At 68.4% G+C, this 22,636-nt stretch carries 20 protein-coding genes and 1 pseudogene; 9 read left to right on the top strand and 12 right to left on the bottom strand.

All coding sequences use genetic code 11. The features are described from left to right. Positions 1-66: 66 nt before the first annotated feature. The 9 genes from C3B71_RS04590 to C3B71_RS04550 all read right to left on the bottom strand — a co-directional run bounded on the left by C3B71_RS04590 (position 67) and on the right by C3B71_RS04550 (position 10,702). Positions 67-969 carry an SIR2 family NAD-dependent protein deacylase gene (locus C3B71_RS04590; protein ID WP_234416103.1) on the bottom strand — a complete coding sequence of 301 codons (903 nt, stop codon included), beginning with the start codon at positions 967-969 and terminating at the stop codon, positions 67-69. Between the two features lie 105 nt (positions 970-1,074). Next, positions 1,075-1,923, bottom strand: coding sequence for an alpha/beta hydrolase family protein (locus C3B71_RS04585; protein ID WP_108966431.1), 849 nt, complete (start codon positions 1,921-1,923; stop codon positions 1,075-1,077). Then, positions 1,916-2,755, bottom strand: a complete 840-nt coding sequence (locus C3B71_RS04580; protein WP_108966429.1) for an alpha/beta hydrolase family protein — start codon at positions 2,753-2,755, stop codon at positions 1,916-1,918. The genes C3B71_RS04585 and C3B71_RS04580 overlap by 8 nt, the downstream gene beginning before the upstream one ends. After that, on the bottom strand, positions 2,752-3,249 hold the full coding sequence (locus tag C3B71_RS04575) for a methylated-DNA--[protein]-cysteine S-methyltransferase (RefSeq protein ID WP_108966427.1): 498 nt from the start codon (positions 3,247-3,249) through the stop codon (positions 2,752-2,754). The genes C3B71_RS04580 and C3B71_RS04575 overlap by 4 nt, the downstream gene beginning before the upstream one ends. Positions 3,250-3,434: 185 nt before the next feature. Further along, a complete protein-coding gene (locus C3B71_RS04570; RefSeq protein ID WP_108966425.1) occupies positions 3,435-5,144 on the bottom strand; it encodes a hypothetical protein in 1,710 nt (569 codons plus the stop codon). Beyond that, positions 5,141-5,494 (bottom strand): hypothetical protein, encoded by a 354-nt coding sequence (locus C3B71_RS04565; RefSeq protein ID WP_111890670.1) that lies wholly within the window; start codon positions 5,492-5,494, stop codon positions 5,141-5,143. The genes C3B71_RS04570 and C3B71_RS04565 overlap by 4 nt, the downstream gene beginning before the upstream one ends. Positions 5,495-5,593: 99 nt before the next feature. Further along, complete coding sequence (locus C3B71_RS04560; protein ID WP_199912579.1) at positions 5,594-6,451, bottom strand: GIY-YIG nuclease family protein; 858 nt, start codon at positions 6,449-6,451, stop codon at positions 5,594-5,596. Between the two features lie 784 nt (positions 6,452-7,235). Further along, on the bottom strand, positions 7,236-8,006 hold the full coding sequence (locus C3B71_RS04555) for a carboxymuconolactone decarboxylase family protein (protein WP_108966421.1): 771 nt from the start codon (positions 8,004-8,006) through the stop codon (positions 7,236-7,238). A 245-nt stretch (positions 8,007-8,251) separates the two neighbouring features. Then, positions 8,252-10,702 carry a glycoside hydrolase family 3 protein gene (locus C3B71_RS04550; RefSeq protein ID WP_181574874.1) on the bottom strand — a complete coding sequence of 817 codons (2,451 nt, stop codon included), beginning with the start codon at positions 10,700-10,702 and terminating at the stop codon, positions 8,252-8,254. A 268-nt stretch (positions 10,703-10,970) separates the two neighbouring features. Between C3B71_RS04550 and C3B71_RS04545 the strand changes: the two genes are divergently transcribed. From C3B71_RS04545 to C3B71_RS04535, 3 genes are all read left to right on the top strand, one after another. After that, positions 10,971-11,417: a MarR family winged helix-turn-helix transcriptional regulator gene (locus C3B71_RS04545; RefSeq protein ID WP_108966419.1), complete on the top strand. Its 447-nt coding sequence runs from the start codon at positions 10,971-10,973 to the stop codon at positions 11,415-11,417. Between the two features lie 4 nt (positions 11,418-11,421). Further along, entirely contained in the window at positions 11,422-12,807 is a 1,386-nt protein-coding gene (locus C3B71_RS04540) for an MATE family efflux transporter (RefSeq protein WP_073327332.1), read from the top strand. Between the two features lie 252 nt (positions 12,808-13,059). Beyond that, a complete protein-coding gene (locus C3B71_RS04535) occupies positions 13,060-13,737 on the top strand; it encodes a helix-turn-helix domain-containing protein (RefSeq protein WP_108966417.1) in 678 nt (225 codons plus the stop codon). 907 nt (positions 13,738-14,644) lie between these two features. Here the strand turns inward: C3B71_RS04535 and C3B71_RS04530 are convergent. Both C3B71_RS04530 and C3B71_RS04525 read right to left on the bottom strand, forming a co-directional pair. Beyond that, positions 14,645-15,956, bottom strand: a pseudogene (locus C3B71_RS04530) (integrase core domain-containing protein). 390 nt (positions 15,957-16,346) lie between these two features. Beyond that, positions 16,347-17,195, bottom strand: a complete 849-nt coding sequence (locus C3B71_RS04525) for a LysR family transcriptional regulator (RefSeq protein WP_108966416.1) — start codon at positions 17,193-17,195, stop codon at positions 16,347-16,349. A gap of 140 nt (positions 17,196-17,335) precedes the next feature. Here C3B71_RS04525 and C3B71_RS04520 point away from each other — a divergent pair, with 140 nt between their 5' ends. From C3B71_RS04520 to C3B71_RS04495, 6 genes are all read left to right on the top strand, one after another. Beyond that, positions 17,336-18,214: an aldo/keto reductase gene (locus C3B71_RS04520; RefSeq protein ID WP_108966414.1), complete on the top strand. Its 879-nt coding sequence runs from the start codon at positions 17,336-17,338 to the stop codon at positions 18,212-18,214. Between the two features lie 89 nt (positions 18,215-18,303). Continuing rightward, positions 18,304-19,191, top strand: coding sequence for an aldo/keto reductase (locus C3B71_RS04515; protein WP_108966412.1), 888 nt, complete (start codon positions 18,304-18,306; stop codon positions 19,189-19,191). Positions 19,192-19,512: 321 nt separating this feature from the next. Then, a complete protein-coding gene (locus tag C3B71_RS15835; RefSeq protein ID WP_159097641.1) occupies positions 19,513-19,668 on the top strand; it encodes a hypothetical protein in 156 nt (51 codons plus the stop codon). A gap of 81 nt (positions 19,669-19,749) precedes the next feature. After that, entirely contained in the window at positions 19,750-20,757 is a 1,008-nt protein-coding gene (locus tag C3B71_RS04505; protein ID WP_108966410.1) for an aldo/keto reductase, read from the top strand. Positions 20,758-20,886: 129 nt separating this feature from the next. After that, positions 20,887-21,432, top strand: coding sequence for a CorA family divalent cation transporter (locus tag C3B71_RS04500; protein ID WP_199912578.1), 546 nt, complete (start codon positions 20,887-20,889; stop codon positions 21,430-21,432). Between the two features lie 216 nt (positions 21,433-21,648). Then, entirely contained in the window at positions 21,649-22,317 is a 669-nt protein-coding gene (locus C3B71_RS04495; protein WP_108966408.1) for an SDR family NAD(P)-dependent oxidoreductase, read from the top strand. A gap of 152 nt (positions 22,318-22,469) precedes the next feature. Here the strand turns inward: C3B71_RS04495 and C3B71_RS16120 are convergent, their stop codons facing one another. Continuing rightward, positions 22,470-22,613, bottom strand: coding sequence for a hypothetical protein (locus tag C3B71_RS16120; protein ID WP_181574875.1), 144 nt, complete (start codon positions 22,611-22,613; stop codon positions 22,470-22,472). Between the last annotated feature and the right edge of the window lie 23 nt (positions 22,614-22,636).

Genomic DNA, 22,636 nt, shown 5'->3' with positions numbered 1-22,636 from the left:
AGAAACCGCATGATTCCAACGATCTGTGACCGACGATCAGCGGCCAAAAGCTCGTTTGTCCCGGACTCAGACAATCAGCCGCTCGCGCAGGGCCGCCAACGCGGCACCGAGGTCGGCGTCGATGAGGATGGAGCGGTCGGCGATCTCGCGGGGCGTGCCCGGCTCCAGTGACAGCGCCGCATAGGTGGCCTCGGGGTTGGTGTGCACGCGTCGCCAGAAGGGGTACTTGATGATGCCGGGCGTGTTCATACCCACCCCGAGTTCGAGGTGGAGCACGCGCCCGGTCTGATGGGTGTCGGCCCAGGAGACGTAGCGCTCGGCGGCGGCGTACCAGCCGGCGTCCTGAACGAAGGTGTCGTCCGAGCGCAGGTTGGTGGTCAAGGGTTCACCGCAGCGCGGGCAGGTGGGCAGCAGGTGTGTGGGCACGCGCATCGGGGTGCCGACGGCGGCTCCGGCCCGCTCGGCGGCGTCCATGGCGACGACGGCGTCGTGGTTGTCATAGGTGTCCTGGCTGCAGGGCACGGAGCACTGGAACAGGCCGTAGTCGCCCTGGGTGTAGAACAGGCGGTCCTTGGGGAAGCCGGAGTTCTGAAAGCGGTGGTCGACGTTGGTGGTCAGCACGAAGAAGTCGCGCCCGTCCAGCAGGGCGTACAGGTCGCGGTAGACGGCGCCGGGCCCGGACTCGTAGCGCTGGAGGAGGATATTGCGCGCCCAGAAGGCCCACTTCTCCTCCGGCGTGGGGAAGGGGTAGAAGCCGCCGGAGTAGGCGTCGGTGATGCCGCGGGCGGCGTGGAAGTCGGCGAAGCGCGCCTCGAATGCGGGGCCGGCGTGCGCGTCGCCGTCGGCGACCGACAGCCCGGCGCCGGCACCGACGAGGACGGCGTCCGCGCCGGCCAGTGCCTCGGCGAGGCGGTCAATACGGGCCAGGTTGGCGGCGTCGAGCGGCGGAGTCGGCGGGGTGGTAGTCACCCGGGCGATTATGGCGATTCGAGGTATTTTGGGCAAGGGTACAGCCCACAGCCGTGCATCTCCGGTCCAGCGCCGCCCGGCCCGCACCGGCCGGCGGCCTCGGCCTCAGTCGTCCAGGATGCCCGCCCAAACCAGGAAGTCCACGGTCCGCCCCACCGCCGTCTCGTAGTTCGCATCCCCGAAGCCATGGCCCGCCCCCGAAATGCGCTCCAGGCGGGCGTCGGGAAGGGTGCGGGCGGCCGCCTGCGAGACGGCGAGCGGCACGTCGGCGTCCGCGTCGCCGTGCACCAGCAGCACCGGGGAGCGGTAGCCGCGCATGGCGGCCTCCACGTCCCGGCCCCACAGGTCGCGGGCGAAGTCGCGCCCGAGGATGATGTCGCGACCGTCGACCCGGGAGGTGAAGGTCTCCGGCACCGCTGCGAGTCTCCCGAAGCGGCGCCGCAGGGAGGCCGGGGCCGCGAGCGCCGGGTACCACAGTGTCAGCGCGGCGATCTGCGCCGGGTGGTTGGCGGCCGCGAGCATCGCCACCAGCCCGCCCTGGCTGCGGCCGAACAGGGCGGTGTGAGCGGCGTCGACGAAGGGCCAGGTGCGGGCCGTGCCCAGCACGGCCTCCAGGTCGGCGAGCTCGGTGGCGATGGTCATGGCGGTGGTGGGGCCCGCCGTCGGGGCTCCTCCCCCGCGGAAACTGGGGGCGATGGTGACGGCGCCCGCGGCGGCCAGGCGCTGGGCGACCGGCGCCACGCGCAGCCCGGACTCCCCCAGCCCGTGGCAGCACACCACCAGCGGGGCGCGCACCCGCCCGGCTGCGGCGGCGCGGGGCACGTATGCCAGGGCGTGGACGAGCCCGCCCGGGTCGGCGCCCGTGGCGGGCACACGTGCGGTCAGCTCGCGGGCGAGGTAGTCGTTCGTCTCGTCTTCCACCACGGCTCCCACCCGGCCGCCGGCCTCACGCACGGACGCCGTCCCCGAGACCGACGGCGCGCAGGTGGGCTGCGGTGGCGTCCAGCGCCTTCATCAGGTCGGCACCGTGGAAGCCGTGGTCTGCCCCGTCGATGGGCAGGAAGCGGGCGTCGGTGTAGGTCTCGGCGGCACGTGCGCCGTAGGCGACGGGGACGAGGGAGTCGTCGGTGCCGTGGATGATGAGCGTCGGTCCGGGATAGCTACCGATCTGCGCGTAGACGTCGAGGTCCCACACGTCTTCGGCGTAGCGGCGCCCCAGGCGCTGCCCCATCCAGGCGAAGGTCTCGCCCACCCCGTCCAGCGAGCCGAGGCCCCGGTGGAGGTCGTCGGCGATGCACAGGGCCGGGTACCAGGCGACCAGTGCCGCCACCTGCGCTGGCCGGCGGGCGGCGGTGAGCATGGCGACGGCGCCGCCCTGTGACTTGCCCAGCAGGGCGATGCGCTCCGGGTCGATGCCCGCCCAGGGGCCGGAGTCGGCCCCGGCGCCCGCGCGTGCGGCATCGAGCACGGCCTCGAGGTCTGCCACTTCCGTGAGCACGCTCATGCCGGTCATGTCGGCGCCGGCCCAGCCGCCGTTGAAGGTGAAGCGGTAGGTCGCCAGGCCGAGGGCGGCCAGGTGGTCGGCCACGTCGGCGGTGCCGTGCAGCGAGTCCGTGAAGCCGTGGCAGCAGATCACCAGCGGGAGGCGTCGTTCGGGAGTGGCGCCGACGCCGTCGCCCGCCGCGTCCGGGAGGGTGAGCACGCCCTCCATGGGAGCGCCCTGGGAGACGACGTCGAGGCGCTCGCGCCGTAGGCGGGGGCTATCCCGGGGAGGGAAACGGGTCATGCAATCATCACTCCTTCCAGCCGCAGCAGGGCGGCCTTGCGTTCGGGCCCGCCCGCGTAGCCGGTCAGGGACCCGTCGGCGCCGAGCACACGGTGGCAGGGCACGAGGATGCTGACCGGGTTGCGGCCGACGGCGGAGCCGACGGCGCGGGCGGAGGTGGGGCGGCCGGTCGCGGCGGCGAGGTCGGCGGCGATGCGCCCGTAGGTGGTGGTCTGCCCGCGCGGGATGGTGCGCAGCCGGTCCCAGACGCGCCGTTGGAAGTCGGTGCCGCCGGGCGCCAGGTCGGGGGTCGGGCCGGGGTCATCGCCGGTGAAGTAGTGCTCCAGCCAGGCCCGTGCGGCCGCCAGTGCGGCGGGCTCGTCCGGGTCGCCCGCGGCCACGGGCCGGGCGTCGTCGGCGAGTCCGGCGCGGTCGTGGCGCTGCCCGTCGAACCAGACGCCGACGACGGCCCCGCCGTCGGGCAGCCCCTCCCCCGCGGCGATGGCGAGCGTCATGGGGCCCAGCGGGGAGTCGAAAGCGCAGAGGTAATTCGTGGCCGGTGGCACAGCCTCTGACTGTACTCGCGTCCCCACGCCCGCCGGTAGCGGCCCGAGGGCGCCATCGACGGCGCCGCCGGCGGGCGGATCGGCGACGGCGCGAGTGATCGGCCCGGCTGCTGCGCCGCCATCTGCGCGAGTTGTTAGGAGGCCGGGTGCTGGACGGGCGGTCGAGGCAGGCTCCATGCGGCGCCGCTCTCTGGCGCGATCGGCTGCCATCCCTGCTCCCAGTTCTGCGGGTCGGGCAATCCGCGGTGGTACAGGACGGCGCATTCGTCGTTCGGTTCACCGGCGTGGGCGGCGATGAGGAGGACGGTGTCCTGGTAAGGCGCCGTGGCGCCCGCGCCTCCGCGGGGATCGATTACGCGGACGCTGTCCATCTGCGCGATCAGGCGGCGCCGGAGCCCGGCGTATTCAGGGCCCTCGATCAGTGCCGCACTGACAACGAGGGCGATAACGCCGTAGTCGGGGATGTGCTCGCACGCCCAGGTCAGTATGCGCGTGTCCATATTGGCCGGTGTCGGAGCTCCGGCGGCGTCGTATGCGGCGGCGAGCCTGGCGTCCAGGGCGGCGTACCGTGATTCCCGTACCTCGGCGGCCGCTTGCCCGCGGGGCGGGTTGCAGACGATTACGCGGGGTGGGTAGTGGCAGATGGTGGCCTTGTCGAACTCGTCCTGCTCGAACCATGTGGGCTGGAGGGGGTAGGTGGTGGCGTACAGGCGTTGCGGCGCCGGGCCGAGTGCCGGCAGGTCCAGGAGCAGGGGATCGGCGAGGACCCGCAGTGGCAGCTGGAGCTCGGCGTCGGCGAAGGGGCTCCAGCCCGGTTGGGTCGGCCAGCCCTGCGCCTCCTGAGCGATCTCGATTCGTGTGTTGGTGAGGTACCTGGACATGACGCCGGGGCTGATCGTGTGCGCATCGCCGCGAGGCCACATGGTCTTCGCCGTCTGCTGGCTGACGGCTCCGGGGATGTAGAAGCGTGAGAGAAGTTCGCCCGCTCCGGTCATCGGGTCGAGGACGTGGGCGTGCTGGGGGTTGCGCAGCCCGAAGGGGCGCAGGTAGCGCAGAGCCATCTCGTCGGCGGCCCATGTGAGGGCGTCGGCGAGCGCATCCGGCAGAGGGGCGTTGATCCTGCTCATGGCCTCGGGGAAGACGGGATTGAGGAAGTTCGCGACGAACTCGTCGAACAGCGCCGTGCGGAAATGGCGGTCGGAGTCGATCCAGCTGCGACGTTGGACCAGGGAGCGCAGTTCCTCCAGTGGTGCGAGCAGCTCGCGAATCGACTCGCTGGGCGTCGGTGCCTCAATGAGGTCAAGCAACGAGCGCATGCTCTCGACGTTCCACGGCCCGCTGGTGCGGTATTCCGCCGCGGTAAGGCCGGAGGGCTCACGCAGGAGATTGCCGGTGAGGACGGCCTGGACGGTGAGTTCCTCGGCCACTCGCCGCTCCCCCACGATGCCGGTGTCGCGCTCAAGCGCGGTGAGGAGTGCGCGGATCCACGAGTCAGTCCGGCGCAGGCGCAGCTGGTCGGCGATGAAGGCTTCCAGGTCCGTGCGCGCCTTGCGCCCCACGGCGGCCCAGCGTTCCCAGTCGATGGGTCCGACGACGTCATCGGCTACGTGGATCAGCGCCTGGGCGCGCTCGGGGCCGGCCACCGCGTCGGCGTGAAGGATGATCGTCTTCTCGGGCAGCGCGCCGTCTTGCCCGCCTGGTCCGGCGCCAGCGCCCTCCGGGCCGACCGGCGCATGCCCGGCGAGTATCAGTCGTACTCGAGTGAGCAGCGAGGCCGACGACGTCGAGGGATCGGCCGGGCCGGGCGCCTGGGCTCCGGCAATGACGGGGACGACGACGTTCAAGCGGCTTGAGGCGCGGGAACGCCCAGGGCGTTGACGACCATGGTGGCCAGCTCCGCATCACTCAGGTCCGGCGGCACCACGAGCGTGGCGCCGCGCAGGTCGCTGTCGGCCACGGCGTCGCGGGCATGTGCGAGCGGCGACTGCGCGGAGACGATCGCTACCGCCACGCTCGCCTGGTTGATCACCACCGGTGCGGTGACAGGGTCCATGAGCTGCGCCGGAACCAAGCTGCACTCGGAGCCGAGCAGACCCATCCGTCCCGAAAGCCGCGCCTGCTCGCGAGCACGCCGCACTCGATCCTGATCGCGATCCATCGTTGGCGTCGGCACGAAGTCCTCCATGTCGGTCATGAAGCCAGAGTACGGCGCAGGTCCGACACGAATTCAGAGGCGTTAACCGGCCGCACCGCAGCCCGGAGCGCCGGGCGCCGGAGGGGCCGGCGCCCGTCCTTAGCCCTCACCCGCGGCCTCACGCTCGCGCTCAGGCACAGAGTTGTAGCCGTGGGGCTCGTCATCTTCGCTGCGATAGACGGATCCCAGAGTATCCATCCACCAGTGCTCGCGGTGAATGATGTCCTTCGCGGTTGCGTGCATGTCGAAGATCTCCAGGATCGAGTACTGGAAATTCTGCTCGATGTACTCCGGAGACAACTCCTGGAGCCGCTTGTTACCTCCAGAGTGGTCGCCATCTGCATACGCAGACCAGCGGGACAGCAGGCCACGGTCGCCACCGTGCCGCGAATAGGCAGAACCGACGTAATGCCAGCCATTGCGCTTATCGGTTTGCAGGTAAACCGCTTGGACGCTTCCGAGCGCGGCACGCCAGCTCGGATCCTCAACGGCCACCCGCAGTTGGGAGTGGGAGAGCCGCACCCTGTCATACCCCGGGAAGGGCATTGCTGATACCGGAGAATCGGCAATGCGCACAACCGTCATCTTATCGACGAAGCCCTCAAGATGCTTCGAGTTGGAGAGGTCGAAGTCGATACCCGTATAACCCGGCTCACGCCTATATCTTGCAACCAACCGCGCCGCGAGAGGAGCGAGCCGCAGATCCTCGTCGAGTCGATAGAGCTCATCGCCGTCAGACCAATATCTCCCACCGCGCGCAAAGACGCCGATAAACAGCCAAAGATCATTACGACCCTCTTCTAGCCGAATGAACTGAATTACTTTGTCCTGCTTAATATTCTTCGCCTTCTTTCCGTCGCCAGCCCAGTGCCTCTTGGCTATGTGCCGCATCAGCTCGTCACGCTCTTGATAGTAGGCTTCGATGACCGGGATACCGTAGCCCCGGTTGCCACTCAACCTGATCGAGTATCGGCTCGGCTCATCTCGGGGAATGCCAAGGAGTTCGAAGAACTAAATGGGAGGCTGCTCGCTCATTAATGACGCCTATCAACGTTGACGGGTGGGGTGCCACAAAGAGCATACACGCAAGCCGCATGCGTATGTTGCTCCACCTGCAAGGCGGCGTGGCACAGCATCGCGGCCAGAACTTCGGGTCCTGGGGTGCGGCGGCCGTACCTGACTTGTCGTCCGGGTCCTGGTGAAATCAGAAACGGGCGCACGCAAGGCAAGTCACACTCTGCGGCCCACGGCTCGTGCATCTGAGTCGGCGACCGCACTGCGGAACCCGCGAAAACGCGACGAACACCTCCCGGTCGCGTAGGGTGCTTGCGACTCGTGAGGCGATTTCCTGCTGCCGTCGGACGCCTGACGCATTTGCTGACCGCGCCTACTACGCCGGTTGACGGTCCGCTGCATGCCCCGGGCCCCTTAAACAAACCACCAACCGGCACACCCAAGGGGGAGATTGCGTAGTAAACCGCGAACAAGCGTAGTAGACGACGCAGCCAAGTGCGCAGACCCCTCCGCCAAGCGCGAGCCCGCCTACGCCCTGCGGCAATCTGCACGGCCCATGCAGCCATCCACGCCTAGGCGGCTACACCGACCGACCTCGGCACGTAACATCTACCGACCTCAGCGGTTATATCGACCGACCTCGGTACGTAACATCTACCGATCTCGGTGGTTATATCAACCGATCTCGGTGAGGGGAGGGCAGCGAGCCAGCCAAGGGGCGGTCACCTCACCGGTAGGCCTCTGAGGAGGCGTTTGGGTCGTAGTTCGCCACCAGCACCAGGCCGGTCAGGGCGTAGGGGCCGCCGATGTAGGGCATGGCCTGCACCAGGGCGGCGGCGACCTTCTGCCGGGTGTTGCCGGCCTTGATCGCCCCGGCCACGTGCGGCGTCAGCTGGGTGGCGGCGCCGAGGGCGGCGATGGCCACCAGGCTGATGATCTCCCGCTCGGCCACGCTCAGCACCCCGCGGGACTCGACCTCGCCGAAGCCGACGGCCGTGAGCAGGTGCGGCACCTGCGTGTCGAAGGGCGCAGGCAACTTGGCGAAGACGGCCTTGACCTCGTCCCCGTACAGCGGGACCTGGATGGCCGCCCCGGCCTCGTCCCTGTCCTCGTAGGCGACCGTGGCGGCGCCGGCCAGGGGCAGCTCGACCCCGTGCTCGGTGAGCACCTCGTTGACCACGCCGATGGCGTTGAGGGTCTTGGGGTAGCCGATGTAGGGCTGGCACTGGTAGATGACCTCGCGCAGCTGCTCGGGGGTGGCCCCGACGTTGAGCGCGGCGGCCGCGTGCGCGCGCAGCTGCGGCAGGGTCTGCATGGAGGCCAGGCAGGTGACGGTGATCAGCTCGCGCTCGACGTCGGTGAGCACGCCGGCGGAGAAGACCTCGCCGAAGATGTGGTTCTGCAGGGTCTCCATGAGCTCGGGATCGGTGGGGCTGGGCTGGGGCTCGGCGCCGAACAGGCGGGTGAAGGTCTCGATCGCCTCGGGGGTCAGTGCCATGGGGTCTCCTTGGGACTCGTTCGGGTTCTGCTTGGTTGTTCCGCGCCGGGGCGCAGGGCCGACGACGGCGTCGGCGGGCCTGGGCACGATCCTGGCACGGCGCCGACCCCGGCGGACACACCTGAGGGGGTGCCCACCGGGGCCTGTCAGTGCCGCCCGGTCGCCGTACGGGCGGCCGGCTTCAGCAGATCCGCCGCCTAGATTGCCCGGCCCTGGCCCGGGCCGGGCAACCGGTGAGAGCCGGCTCAGACCTCCGGGGCGGGGGCGACGTCGCCCAGCAGGTGGGCCATGCGCACCACCCGGGCGGCCTGCTTCTCGAGCTCGGCGCGGGTCAGCGTTACGGCCGCCGTCCCCTCGCCGCGCAGGGCCGCCAGGATGTCCTGCCGGTCGGCCTCGCAGCCGGGCATGAACAGTTCGTTGCCGGCCTTGATGGTGGCCGAGGCGGTGGCGCGCGGGTTCTTCAGGTCCGTGCGGGCCATGGAGTCGACCACCCAGTCGGTCATGACCAGGCCCTCAAAGCCCCACTCCTCGCGCAGAATGGTCTCCAACAGGTCGGCGGACTCGGAGGTGTGCACGCCGTTGATCAGGTTGTAGGAGGTCATGAGCGCGTGGGGCTGGGCCTCACGTACGACGATCTCGAAGCTGCGCAGGTACAGGTCGCGAGCGGCCCGCTGGGAGACGTGACTGTTGGAGTTCAGGCGGTTCGTCTCCTGGTTGTTGAAGGCGAAGTGCTTGACGGTGACAGCCCGCCCCGGGTGCGCCTGGACGCCGCGGGTGATGCCGGCGGCCATGCGCCCGGCCAGCAGCGGGTCCTCGGACATGTACTCGAAGTTGCGTCCGCACAGGATGGTGCGGTGCAGGTTGAAGGCCGGAGCCAGCCACAGGTGGGCACCGAAGTGATCCATCTCCGCCCCGACCAGGTCGCCGTAGGCGGCGGCCAGCTCGGGGTTCCAGGACTGGGCGATGGCGGTGCCGATCGGGATGGCGGTGGCGTACTGCTCGTAGGTGCGCTCCGGGGTGCGCGGCGCGGCAGCGGCGCCACCGAGCGCGGCGGTGGACTCGTCGTCCATGAGCTCGGCGAACAGGCCGCCCAAGGCCTCACCGAGCGCGAAGGGCCCATCGGCGTCCACACCCACCTGCGGGGACAGGCGCAGGCCGGCAGGGCCGTCGGGCATGATCAGCGAGGGCAGTCCCTCGAAGCGGGTGGTGGTCTGGCCGGCGGCGCCGACGAGTGCCTGCGAGGCCTGGCCGATGATCGACTGCTTCTCGGCGTCGTCGCTGTAGTCGCCCAGGACGATGTAGGACAGGTCGTCGTCGGACAGGTCCTTGACGAAGTCGAGGGCGTCGGTGAGGTCCACGGGGGCGTGGATGTCCTCGCGACGCAGGTCGGCGGCGGCCACGGTCAGCCGCGGGAGGTCGGCCGGCACCTCGACGGCGACCGGTGCGGCCGGCTTGAAGTCGGTGAAGCCGGGGTCCCCCAGGGCGTTATGGAGCTGGCGGACGATGGCGGTCTCCGGCAGCTCGACGACGGCGGCGGGCACCGTGTTGCGGCTGGACGCGCCCACGCGCACCACGTAGTTGCCGGCCTCCAGGACGGTGGCGGACTTGGCGGCGTCGAAGGAGGCGACGTCGGTCAGGTCGAAGGTGACGGCGACCTCCTCGGCGGCGCCGGCGGCGAGCTCGCCGGTCTTGGCGAAGGCGGCCAGGGCCTGGTAGGGCTGGTCGAGGTCGCCGGCGGGCACGGAGACGTAGACCTGGACGACCTCCTTGCCCGGGCGGGTGCCGGTGTTGGTGACGGTGGTCTTGACGGTGATCTCGGAGCCGACGGCGCTGACCACGGGCGCACCGATGGTGAAGGTGGTGTAGCCCAGACCGAAGCCGAAGGGGAAGATCGGGGCGGTGCCGACAGAGTCGAAGTAGCGGTAGCCGACGTAAACGCCCTCGCGGTAGTGGGTGTCGTCCGGGTCGCCGAAGTCGCCCTCGGTGGAGTAGTCCTCCCAGGCGGCCCAGGTGGTGGAGAGCTTGCCGGAGGGGTAGCTCTTGCCGAGCAGGACGTCGGCGAAGGCGTCACCGATCGCGGCGCCCAGCTGGGACAGCAGCAGGATGTTCTTCACGTCCTTGACCGGGCTCAGGTCTACGACGCCGCCGACGTTGAGCACCAGCAGGAACTTCTCGAACTTCGCTGCGAGCGCGGTGATGTCGCGGATCTCGGAGTCGGTTAGCTTGACGTCGCCGGCGTCGGGGTGGCGGTCGTTGCCCTCGCCGGAGTCGCGGGCCACGACGTAGACGGCGGCCTCGCCGTCGCCGTCGAGCGGCAGGTCGAAGGCGGGTGCGGGCTCGACGGCGCCCATGCCGAAGTAGATGGCCGGCTGGCCCGCGGCCTTGGCCTGCGCCTTGAGGTCGGCGACGAAGGTCTTGTGGTTCTCCTCGGCGACGCCGTCGTAGGCGTCGAGCCAGGGCTTGGTGGTGATAGTGAAGCCGGCGTTCTCAAGGCCTTCCTCAAGGGTGACCACGTGGCGGGAGTTGACGTCGCCGCTGCCGGTGCCGCCCTTGATGGTGCGCCGCGCGCCGGCCCCGTACAGGGCGATGCGGCCGGGTGCGGCGAGGGGGAAGGATCCGTCGGCCTTGAGGAGGACCATCGATTCGGGTGCTCCCGCGCGCACCGTTGCCAGGTGGTCGACCTCGTACTGGTTCATGTTCTGCTCCACTGTGAGCTCCTTCTGTCAGGCCAGGTTGTACGTGCGCTCACCGGAGAGCACCCGCTGATCACAATCCTACCGCTCGGTCCATTGTTTGTGAAGAGGTTTAGCACGAGCAATCCACATCCATCCTCGCGCCGGGGTGCAGTTTCCAATGGGCCACCCCAAGACCTGACGCACCCCGGCCGAACACCCCGGAGCCGACCACGACGCCGCATCCCGTATACTATGTCCGAATTCGGACTTGGGTGCTGACGGGAGCCATATGACCACCGCTCTGATGGAGCTGCAACAGACGATCAACGCCATGATCAAACGCGCCGACGACGCCTACCACCGGGCCGCCCGAACGGCGGGGCTGTCAGACGCCGCCTTCGACATCCTCTACGCGCTACATGTCGCGGGCGAGGGCTGCTCGCAGAGTCTATTGTGCGAGCTTTGCTTCTCGCGGAAGCAGACGATCAACTCCGCCATCAAGCGGCTTCAGGAGGACGGCACAGTGCGCCTCGAGTCCGGACCGGGGCGAAGCACGCACGTGTATCTGACCGCGCGGGGGCGCGAACTCGTCACCGAGCGCATCAACCCGATCATCAAAGCCGAGCTCACCGCTCTGGACTCCGTTCCAGCCACTCAGCGCGCCGCGCTCGCAGCCGCCCTGACCACATATACGAGCGCTCTGGTGAGGAGCCTGAACGCAATCGGAGGCGACTGACTCCATGGACATGTCCCAGCACCTGGGGGCGCGCGCACTGCTACGCTTCACGGCCCCTTCCATCGCGATGATGCTCTTCACCTCGATCTACGGGGTGGTCGACGGCCTGTTCGTCGCCAACTTCGCCGGCAAGACGGCGCTGGCCGCCATCACCCTGATCATGCCGTTCATCATGATTCTGGGCACCCTCGGCTTCATGATGGGCTCGGGCGGCAGCGAACTCATCTCCCACACCCGCGGCCGGGGCCACGGCGGGTTGGCGAACCGCTACTTCTCCATGATCGTCTACGTCACGCTCGGGACGGGCATCGTGCTGGCGGCCGTCGGCGCCCTGACCATGCGGCCCGTCGCCCAGCTGCTGGGCGCATCCGGCCAGATGCTGGAGCTGTGCGTGTTGTACGGCAGGATTCTGATGGTCTCACTGCCTGCATTCATGCTGCAGTACGCCTTCCAGACCTTCGCCTCCACCGCGGGCAGGCCCCGACTCGGCCTGTATGTGACGGTTGCGGCGGGCATGACCAATATGGCCCTGGATCTGCTGTTCGTCGGCGTCTTCGGGTGGGGCGTGGCCGGAGCCGCGTGGGCCACCGTAGCCTCGGAGTTGATCGGCGGCCTAGTGCCGTTGGCCTGGTTTGCTCGCCCGAACAGCAGCTTCCTGCGTCTGGGCCGCCCGGTAGGGGACCTGGCCGCGCTGGGTCGAGTCTGCGTGAACGGATCATCGGAGATGATGGCGGTGGTGGCCATCTCGGTGGTCAGCATCATCTACAACCTGCAGTTGCTTAGGTTCATGGGCCCGGACGGGGTGGCCGCCTACGGGGTGGTCATGTACGTCAGCATGATCTTCACCGCGGTCTTCGAGGGCTTCTGCATGGGAGCGGCCCCGCTGATGAGCTACCAGCACGGCGCCGCGAACGATACGGAGAAACGCAGCCTGATGCGCACCTCGCTGGCCATACTCGCCATCACCGGAGCGATGATGCTGCTCGCCTCGCAACTGCTCGCACACCCTCTGGCACTCATCTTCGCCGCGAACGATCGCGGTCTCATGGAGCTGACCGAGACGGCATTGCGCATCTTCTCAGTCGCCTTCCTGCCCATGGGCGTGAGCATGTACGGCTCGTCCCTGTTCACGGCACTGGGCAACGGGCTCGTCTCGGCGGCGCTGGCGGCAGCCCGCACCCTCGGCCTGGAGGTGGGCTCGGTCCTGCTACTGCCGCTGCTGATCGGACCGGCGGGCATCTGGGCCGCGATCATAGTGGCCGAGACCACGGCAGCGCTGGCCGTGGGCGTGCTCATCAGGTGGCTGGGGCCCCGGTATGGGCTCCGTGACCGCCGGCCCTTCCCCGCGGGGCAGATGAAGAAGTCCACATCAAACGCTCTGGTGCCCTGATCCCCACAACCGCGAGAGACGACAAGAACAGCGCCCGTCGAGTCACCGACTCAACCAGTGGTTGAGTCGGTGACTCGACGGCTCAACCCACGGATTCCGTGATCAACATATGCGTGCTACCGTCCGGCGCACCGCTGCGGACATGATCGGTCACGCGCCGTCGGTCCCGGCAGACTGCGGGACCTTCGGCGGGTCAGGGACATCCTGAGGGACGCCCCGACAGACAACCGATCAAGAACTATGGAGACACCGATGAAGAACTCTGTCGGACGCAACATCGCCAGGCTGCGGCTGTCACGCGGCATGACCCAGGAGCAGCTCGCCCAACGGATGGGAGTCACCCCGCAGGCGGTCAGCAAGTGGGAGAACGATTTGAACTACCCGGACGTGGCGACACTGCCCGCTCTGGCGGCACTGCTCGGCACCAGCGTCGACGCGCTGTTGACGGTGCCGGACAGCGACGCCGCAACCGCCGACCGTCCCACGCCGTCACCGGCCTCTCCTTCATCGGCGCCGTCGCCCCTCTCCGCCCCTTCGGCACCGTCCCCCCTCTCGACCCCTTCGGCACCGTCCCCCCTCTCCTCCCCTTCGGCGCCGTCCCCCGCGGCGCCCGCCTCCACCAACTTCGAACTGATTCGTCCCGAGCCCGCGCCGGAGCAGCCGCGGGCCCGACGCGCGGCCGGACGCAGCCTCCACATCGAGGTTCGGGGGCCGCAGGACAATGTCGACCTGGCCTTCCCCATGCAGGCGGTCTCCGCGCTCACCGGTCTCATCGCGACGGTTCCGCAGGTGCGCAGCGCCGTCGGCGCCCGCGGCATCGACCTCGACGCAATGCTGAAGACCTCGTTCAATGCCCTCGACTCCACCGGCCCCGCCACCCTCATCGACGTCACCGACGACGAGGATCACGTACGCATCTGGGTCGACTAGCCCGACACCCTGAACCTATCTTCAGCCCCTGATTCGTCGGCGCCATTGGATGGGTTCAAAAATGTCCAAAACCGGCATAAACGAGCCCGCTCCACCGAGAGAGCCACTGGAATCATGCGGTTGCGGAGCCGACTCGGAGCGCCGAATCCGGCGTTCGTGCCGGTTTTGGACATTCTGCGGCCTCGTCGGCCAAGCGGCCGGGCCGCAGCAACACTTCAACCGATCTCGGCATGTAACTTGACTCTTCTGGTTCATGGGTGGTGGTTCGGGTTGGGGCTGCGAGGCGGTGGTCGTTGTCGGGCGGGGAAGGTCGTGTTCGGGTGTGAGAGGTCGTTTTCGGGTCGGCGAGGTCGTACTCGTGCGCACATGGTCGTACTCGGGCGGTCGGGCGGGGTCGTTCTGGGTCTTGGGAGGACGTCTTCGGGCCTACGAGATCGTATTCGAGTACCCCACGCCGGTCGAATACGACCTCATCCGCCCCAAACCCTCCACATTCGGGAGGGTTTCGGGCTGACGAGGACGTGTTCGCCGAACCCAGGACGTCCTCGGGCCGACGAGGACGTTTTGGCCGAGCCTGGGACGTCCTCGGGCTCGTGACCGTTGGCGGCTGACGACTCGTTGGAATCACCTGGATCAAGCAGTTCCCGGATCACGATGGCGGCCGTTGGCGACGGCGGCGATTCCGCTGAGTCCAGCGCTTCTAATGCCGCACCCCAGGCGCTCCCGGGGCGCGAACATGGCCGCCGCGGGGGCGCAGGCTTTTCGCGTACTCACTCGTGCGCCCCGCGGGACGCTGCGCGACGGTTCGTCATAAACGACGACGGTTCGGCAGTTAGCACCAACGATTCGGCATGAACCGCGACGGTACGTACCTGTGATGTCTCAGGACATCGGTGACAGTTTTGTGTCAGGACATCGGTGACACTTGGTGTGTCAGGACATCGGTGACAGTTGTGGTGGTTGGTGGGGTTGGGTGTGTGTGGGTGGAGACGTAACGGACGCCGGGTGCGGGCCAGGGGTACTGGGCCAGGATCTCGCCTTGGGTGTCGGTGAAGGCGACTTGGTGGGGGTCCCAGGTGATGGTCACTGGCTGGTGTGCGTGGGTTCTGGATACCAAGAAGCTGATACCGGCCAGGCTGACCACTCCGTTAGCCCCGATGGTGCCTTGGCGCTGCCCTGAGGGCGGTGTTGTGGGCCGGCGCCTGGGGCGGGGTTGTGTGGGGATGCCGCCGACGGATACGGGCTCGTGGTGCTTGGGGCGTGGCGGGGCGGCGACGGGGGTGGCGTCCCACGCCTGCTGGGGTGTCATCCTCCCGGGCAGGGCCTGGTGTCCTCGCTCGGTGTTGTAGATGTGGTCGAAGGCGTCGACTTGGGCTTGTAGCTCTTCGATGGTGTGGGCCAGGGGCTGGTTGTCGAGGTAGCGGAACAGAGTCTGGTGGAAGCGCTCGTTCTTGCCCTGGGTGGTGGGCTTATAGGGCTTGGAGGTGATGGGTTCTACCCCCAGGGTGCGCACGTGGTCGACCAGTTTGCCTTTGCGGCCGCGTCGGGTGGGGTTCAGGGCCGTCCCGTTGTCGGTCAGTAGCCGCTGGGGCACCCCGTAGCGGGCGACGGCCCGGTCGAATACCGCGATAGCCGCCTGGCTGGTCTCGGCGGCGGCGACCAGGGATGCCACCGCCAGGCGGGAGTGGTCGTCGATGAGCTGGAAGATGACGACCTTGCGTCCTCCGGCGAGGACGTACTCGGTGGCGCCCCGTCTGCCAGCAGGCGTTCGGGGCCGGATAGACAAACCGGCGCCATGCCGCCCGGGGCCTCTTCGTGGGCTCGGCTCGGGCCACGCCGGCGGAGCGAAAGATGCGGGCCAGTGATGTCGGCGAGGGCGCCTTGAGGCCCATGGCCCGCATCTTGTCGTGCACGCTGATCGGGCCGCAATCCAGGCCAGAGCGTTCCAGCGCGGCACGCACGTCAAGGGCCTGGGAGCGTACCTGGTCGCTTATGCGTCCCGGGCTTGTGCGAGGACGGCGGGAGCGGGGCTCGAGTACCGCGGCCTCCCCGTCAGCTCGGGCTCGGGCCCGCAGCACATAGAAGGTCTTGCGGGAGATGCCCTCCTGTTCGCAGAACGTGGTCACCGCCCCGCGCGGGGCGTCATCAGGCCACCGGGCGATCGCCAGACGCACACGCGGATCAACACCACTACTGTTGGACTTCCTGACTGAGCTCATGCGCCCAAAAGCACACCAGAACTGTCACCCCCAACAACCTACGAACTGTCACCGATGTCCTGACACAGAACTGTCACCGATGTCCTGAGACATAACAGCGACGGTACGTACCTCTAGGTGCCGAACCGTCGCAGGAAGTGCCGAACCGTCGACCCGAACACACGAACCGTCGTCGGATCCACCGTGGCCCGCCGTCGCCCACCGATATTCACGGCAACCTATCCCACCCCCGCCCATCACGCCACGCACCGCACCCGATCTGCCGCGCACGCAACCAACAATCCAGACACACGCCAACCATCAACCCACCGCACCCCCAAAACGGAAGAACCCGTAACTTCAACCGATCTCGGCACGTAACTTCAACCGACCTCGGTGACGGGAAGCGACTCAGCCGACCCGACTGCGCGCCCAGTCGAAGACATCCATGGCCTCGCTGCGCCCACCGGGCCGCAGCAGCAGGAAGAAGGTGGCATGGGCCATGGCGTCCCGAATCGGCACGACGACGCGGTCCGAGGCGAGCGCCGACAGGGCGGGAGCGTCGGAGACGAAGTGGGGCAGCGGAGAACTCTTGACCAGTTGTTCGAAAACGCCACGGTCCTCCTGCACCACGAACTGGGAGTGGGGCAGGTAGCGGTCACAGCGCTCGCGCCAGAAGCCGATGTCGGCCAGGAGCAGGAAGGTCTCGCCGTCCAGCTCCGCGGCCGTCACCTGCTCGCGGTTCGCGAGCGCGTGCTCAGCGGGCAGGGCGACGGCGAGGTTCTCCACCATGAGCCAGGCCGAGCGCACGCTCGGCAGCGGATGGGGACGCAGCGAGATGCCCAGGTCCAGCTCGCCGCCCACCACTCCCTCCTCGACCTCCTCCCTGCCGAGGCTCTGCGAGGTGAGCACCAGGCCGGGGAAGCGTTCGACGATCAGTGAGGTCAGCCGCCACAGCGGCGCCGGGGCGACCGCACCCACGCGCAGCGCCCGGGTGCGACGGGCGACGTCGTCGAGGGCGGTGCGCATGGACTGCTCCTCGCGCAGGATCCGCCCGGCATGTTCCAGAGCCACACGGCCCGCCTCGTTGAGCACCAGGCGGCGCCCCGGGCGGTCGAAGAGCGACTGGCCGAGCTCTGCCTCCAGACGCTGCAGCGAGCGGCTGAGGGCCGGCTGGGACAGGTGCAGGGTGCGCGCGGCGGCGCTGAGGGTGCCCTCCCGCGCGATCGCCTCCAGCTGGCGCAGCTGCTCGAAATCCACCAGTCCCCTCCCTCTGCTTATGCACGTAGCGCATCAAGAGTTCCGATATTGGCATTTTACATCCGCGCCCCTGGGGCGAAGACTTATGCACAGCGGGACGGCATTGAGCTGGTCCCGAAGCAAGTCCCAGGAGCGCATCAATGACCACCATCCCGTCCTTCACCATGAACAACGGCATCGACATCCCGGCGCTGGGTTACGGCGTCTTCCAGATGACCTCCGAGCAGGTGCGCGAGCACCTGCCGCAGGCCCTCGAGCTGGGCTACCGGCACATCGACACGGCTAACGCCTACTTCAACGAGGTCGCCGTCGGCGAGGTGCTGCGCGATGCGATCGCCGCAGGCACCGTGAAGCGTGAGGACCTGTTCATCACCACCAAGTTGTTCCCGCAGTCCTACCCCTACGCGCAGGCCGTCAAGGACATCGACGCCACCCTGGAGCGCCTGGGTCTGGACTACGTTGATCTGCTGCTGTTCCACCAGCCCTACGGCGAGTACACCTCCGGCTGGAAGGCCATGGAGGAGGCCGTGGCCGCGGGCAAGGTCCGCTCCATCGGCCTGTCCAACTTCCCCATCGCCAAGTTCCAGGAGATTCTGGACGTCGCCGACATCAAGCCGGTCGTCAACCAGGTTGAGGCCCACCCGCGCTGGAACCAGCACGAGCTGAAGGCGCAGATGGACCAGGCCGCCGACACCGAGGTCCTGGTGGAGGCCTGGTACCCGCTCGGCCACGGCGACAAGACCCTGCTGGAAGAGCCCGCGATCACCGCGGCCGCACAGCGCACGGGCGCCACTGCCGCCCAGGTGATCCTGGCCTGGCACCTGGCGGAGAAGAACATCACCTTCCCCAAGACCCTCAACCCCGCCCACATGGCCGACAACCTCGCCGCGCTCGACGTGAAGTTGACGGAGGCGGAGATCGCTGCGATCAACGAGATCCCGCAGGCCCCCTACTACGTGGTCCCGGACGAGCCGCCCGCCTTCACGACGACGGTCATGGACTACTCCCAGCAGGCCTGACCCGTCCTCGCCTGGCCGGTCGCCACGGCGTCGGCCAACTGCCGAGATCGGCCCCCGACCACTCAAGACCCGCATCAGGAGAGAAACCCATGACCACCACCGTCCCCACCAAGACCCTCAACAACGGCGTCGAGATGCCCGTGCTCGGCTACGGCGTCTTCCAGACCCCGCCCGATGAGACCGAGCGCTGCGTGAGCGAGGCCCTCGAGGTCGGCTACCGGCTCATCGACACCGCCCAGGCCTACGGCAACGAGGAGGGCGTCGGCGCGGCCGTCGCGAAGAGCGGCCTGCCGCGCGAGGAGGTGTTCATCACCTCCAAGATCTGGGTGTCCAACATGAACTACGAGCGCGCCACCGCCTCCATCGACGAGTCGCTGGAAAAGCTCGGCACAGACCACATTGACCTGATGCTGCTGCACCAGGCGATGGGCGACTACCCGGGCGCCTACCGGGCCATGGAGGACGCCTACAAGGCCGGCAAGCTGCGCGCCATCGGCGTGTCCAACTTCTACCCCGAGCGCCTGGTGGATGTGGCCGCACTGGCCGAGATCACGCCGGCCGTCAACCAGATCGAGACGCACCCCTTCCGCCAGCAGGACGCCGCGCACGCGGTCATGGCCGAACTCGGCGTGGTGCACGAGGCCTGGGCGCCCTTCGCCGAGGGGCAGAACAACATCTTCGCCAACCCGGTCCTCGCCGAGATCGGCGCCAAGTACGGCAAGAAGCCCGGCCAGGTGATCCTGCGGGCCCTGATCCAGAAGGACGTCGTGGTCATCCCGAAGTCCACGCACCGCAACCGCATGGAGGAGAACTTCGACGTCTTCGACTTCGAACTGACCGAGGAGGACCTGGCGACCTTCTCCGCCCTGGACGACGGCACGCTGCCGCGCATCTTCGACCACTACGACCCGAAGGTCGTGGGCTGGCTGCTGCGCGACATGGTCAAGCAGCAGATCGGCGGCGGCTCGCTGTACTGAGGCCTGACGCAGCACGCCGGGGTGTAGGACGACGGGCGCCGACGAGCTCGGCGCGAATCCGGAGGGCTACTCGCTTTTGGGCGGCTCCGCGGGTGCGCGCCTGGCCGCCTACCTGGGGTCCTACGGCCCCGCCCGATTCGGGGGCGACGACGTGCCCGGCCCCGGCGCCGTCGTCATGCAGTACACGGGGCAATCGGACCTCTCCGGCGCGGAGCCCGCGACCGCTGAGCCTCACCCGGGTGAGGCGGCCCGAGCCAACAGAAGGCATGGGGAAAAGCCGCCTACGAGCGCGGTGAGGGCGAGCTGGAGCACCTGAACTTCATGCCGCACGCCTTCGATGAGGGCGCCGCCTGCCACTACCCCGCCCGCGGCACGCACCCGCGCTGGAGCAACGACGTCGTCGCCTGGAGCCAGCACGGCGGCGGGCTGGAGCTCTTCCCGCACGACGCCGAGGTCATGGGCTGGTTGTTCCGGTAGCCCACGTAGGGCGCGCCACCTATAGGGTTGTGCCGACGGCCGCCGTCGAGCAGCGGCGTCTTGAAAACGGAGGGGACGAGAATGCGTACGCGGCACCTGGGAACTCTGGAGGTATCCGAGATCGGCATGGGTTGCATGGGCCTGTCCCACGGCTATGGGCACATCCCGCCGGAGACGGAGTCGGTCGCGGCGATCCGCGCCGCTCATGACGCCGGCTGCACCTTCTTCGACACCGCCGAGGCGTACGGACCGAACCTCGATCCGGCCAACCGGGGCCACAATGAGCGCATCGTCGGCAAGGCGGTCGCCCCCTTCCGGGACGACGTCGTCCTGGCCACCAAGCTGCATCTGCCGACCGAGGAAGTGCGGGCCGACGGCGTGGTGGCCACGCTGCGCCACCACCTGGTGGCCTCCCTGGCGCGCCTAGGTACCGACTGCGTCGACTTGTACTACCTGCACCGTGTCAACCCCGAGGTGCCGGTTGAGGAGGTGGCCGACGGCATGGGCCGCCTCATCCAGGAGGGGCTGATTCGCGGCTGGGGCCTGTCCCAGGTGGATGTGCCGGTCATCCGCGCCGCCCACGAGGTGACGCCCGTGACCGCCGTGCAGAACATCTACTCCATGGTTGAGCGCGGCATTGAGGCGGAGGTTCTGCCGTACTGCGCCGAGCAGGGTATCGGCGTCGTCCCCTTCTCCCCCATCGCCTCGGGGCTGTTGTCCGGGAAGGTCACCACGGCCACACAGTTCGAGGAGCACGACGACGTGCGCAACCTGGTGCCGCAGCTGCTGCCCGAGAACCTGGCCGCCAACCGGCCGATCGTGGACCTGCTGGCACGCTTCGCCGCAGAGAAGGGCGCCACCAGCGCCCAGATCAGCCTGGCGTGGATGCTCGCTAAGTGGCCGCATGTGGTGCCGATTCCGGGTTCGAAGCGCAAGGAACGGATCCTGGAGAACCTCGGCGCCGCGGATGTCTCGCTCACCGGCGCGGAGCTGGACCGGCTGGAGGCAGCGCTGGACGCCGTCGAGGTTCACGGGCACCGCGGCTTCGACGAGTCCGAGGGGCGCAGTTTTCTACGCGGCTCTCGCTGAGGCCGACGGCGCCCTACTACACCGAGGAGAATCCGTGCACTACCTGATCGACGAGTCACTGACTCCGCGCGCCCCGGAGGATCTGCGCAACACGGACAGACAGTTCGTCGCCGTGCTGACTCCCGATCAGTGGACCCAGCGCCGCAGCACCTTCGAGCTGGGCATCGACATCGACTCGCCTTCGCGCTGGATGAGAAGGGCGTGGTGTTCATCGACGCCCAGGAGACGGCCGCGGGCGCCTCGGAACGCATCAACGATATGCGCTCCGAACTACGCGACCTCGACACCCACTACAACGACCTCATGGACCTGACCCAGGTCCTAGAGGAGAACGAGAACGGCTTCTTCCGCGAGGAGGACCTGCGGTACTTCCGCACGGTCTACGGCCGACTCGACAAACTGCGCGATCAGGCATCCTCCCTGCGCGACCAGGCCCTCCAGATGCGTGACCTGTACAAGATGCACCTGGACGTGCGGCAGAACCACATTATGGCGGCGCTCACGATCGTCACCGCGATTTTCGCGCCGCTGACGCTCATCGTCGGCTGGTACGGGATGAACTTCGAGCACATGCCCGAGCTCGCGTGGCCGTGGAGCTATCCGGCCGTCGCGGTCCTGAGCGTTCTGGTGGTCATCGGCTGTATCGTCTTCTTCAAGCACCGCAAATGGCTGTGACAGCCATAAACGGCGCTTCCGGGAGGCACTGGCAGGGACTCCCGAAATCGGAAAGACCGGCATAGCCTGCCAAAGGCAGCGCAGTGCGGCGCCGGCGGCCGCGACGCGTTACCCGTGCCGGTCAGGGCACGCCACTCTCGCCGGTCTCGGTGCAAAGCCACCAGGACAGAACGCCGAATAAACATCAAGCAAAGCCGGAAACCGGAGGAAATCACCATGACCACCATCGCCATCATCGGTGGCGGCCCGGGACTGGGCCGCGCCGTCGCCCGCCGCTTCGGACGAGAGGGCTTCGACGTCGCCCTGATCTCCCGCAGCCGCCAGCACCTGGACGAGCGGGTCGCCGCCCTGAGTGTCGACGGCATCAACGCCCGCGGCTACGTCGCCGACGGCCGCGACGGCGAGGCACTGGCCCGGGCCCTGGCCGACGCCGCCGGCGAGCTCGGCCCCATCGAGGTGCTCCAGTGGAGCCCCGTGCCGGCCCGCGAGTTCATGAAGCCCGTGCTGGAGACGAGCGCCGAGGACCTGGTCGGCCCCATCGAGATGTCCGTCTACGGCCCCGTCAACGCGGTGCAGCAGGTGCTGCCGGGCATGCGCGAGCTCGGCCGCGGCACGATCCTGCTGATCAACGGAGGCTCCGCCGTCCGCCCGGGCCAGAACGTCACCGGCACCTCGGTCGCCTTCGCCGGGGAGAGCGCCTACGGGCAGCTCCTCCACGACGCGCTCGCCCCGGAGGGGATTCACGTCGCCCAGCTGATCATTCCGCGCGGCATCAGCGGAGGCGAGCCCTCCCACGAGCCGGAGGCCCTGGCCGACCGCATCTGGGAACTGCACGCACAGCACGACGGCGACTTCCGCACCTTCGTGGAGCCCATGGACGCCTGACCCTGGCCGCCTGAACCCGCCCAATCCACTCCATCTGGCCGGGCGCATCGCGGCGTCAGCCCTGCCGGAGCGCTTGCCCGCCGGGAAAACCGGGCGGCATAATTGTGGGGAGCCACCCGGCGGCAACCGGATGACTCCCCGAGGCAGACGGCTCAGTTGAACCACCTGCCGAGGGCATCCACAAGGATACCAATGGCCCGGATCAGATGAGCGAGAGACTCGAACACTTCGCTCACCTGCCGGGCCATTCCCTTGCCCTTGCGGACTTTGGCATGCCGGCCTTTCGGCTTGGACATGGCCCCCACCTCCCTCCTGGCTC

The sequence above is a fragment of the Actinomyces sp. Z16 genome (assembly GCF_003111765.1).
Lineage (GTDB): Bacteria > Actinomycetota > Actinomycetes > Actinomycetales > Actinomycetaceae > Actinomyces > Actinomyces glycerinitolerans.
Note: the sequence above shows the minus strand (reverse complement) of the source record. Positions and strands in the feature narration are given on the sequence as shown.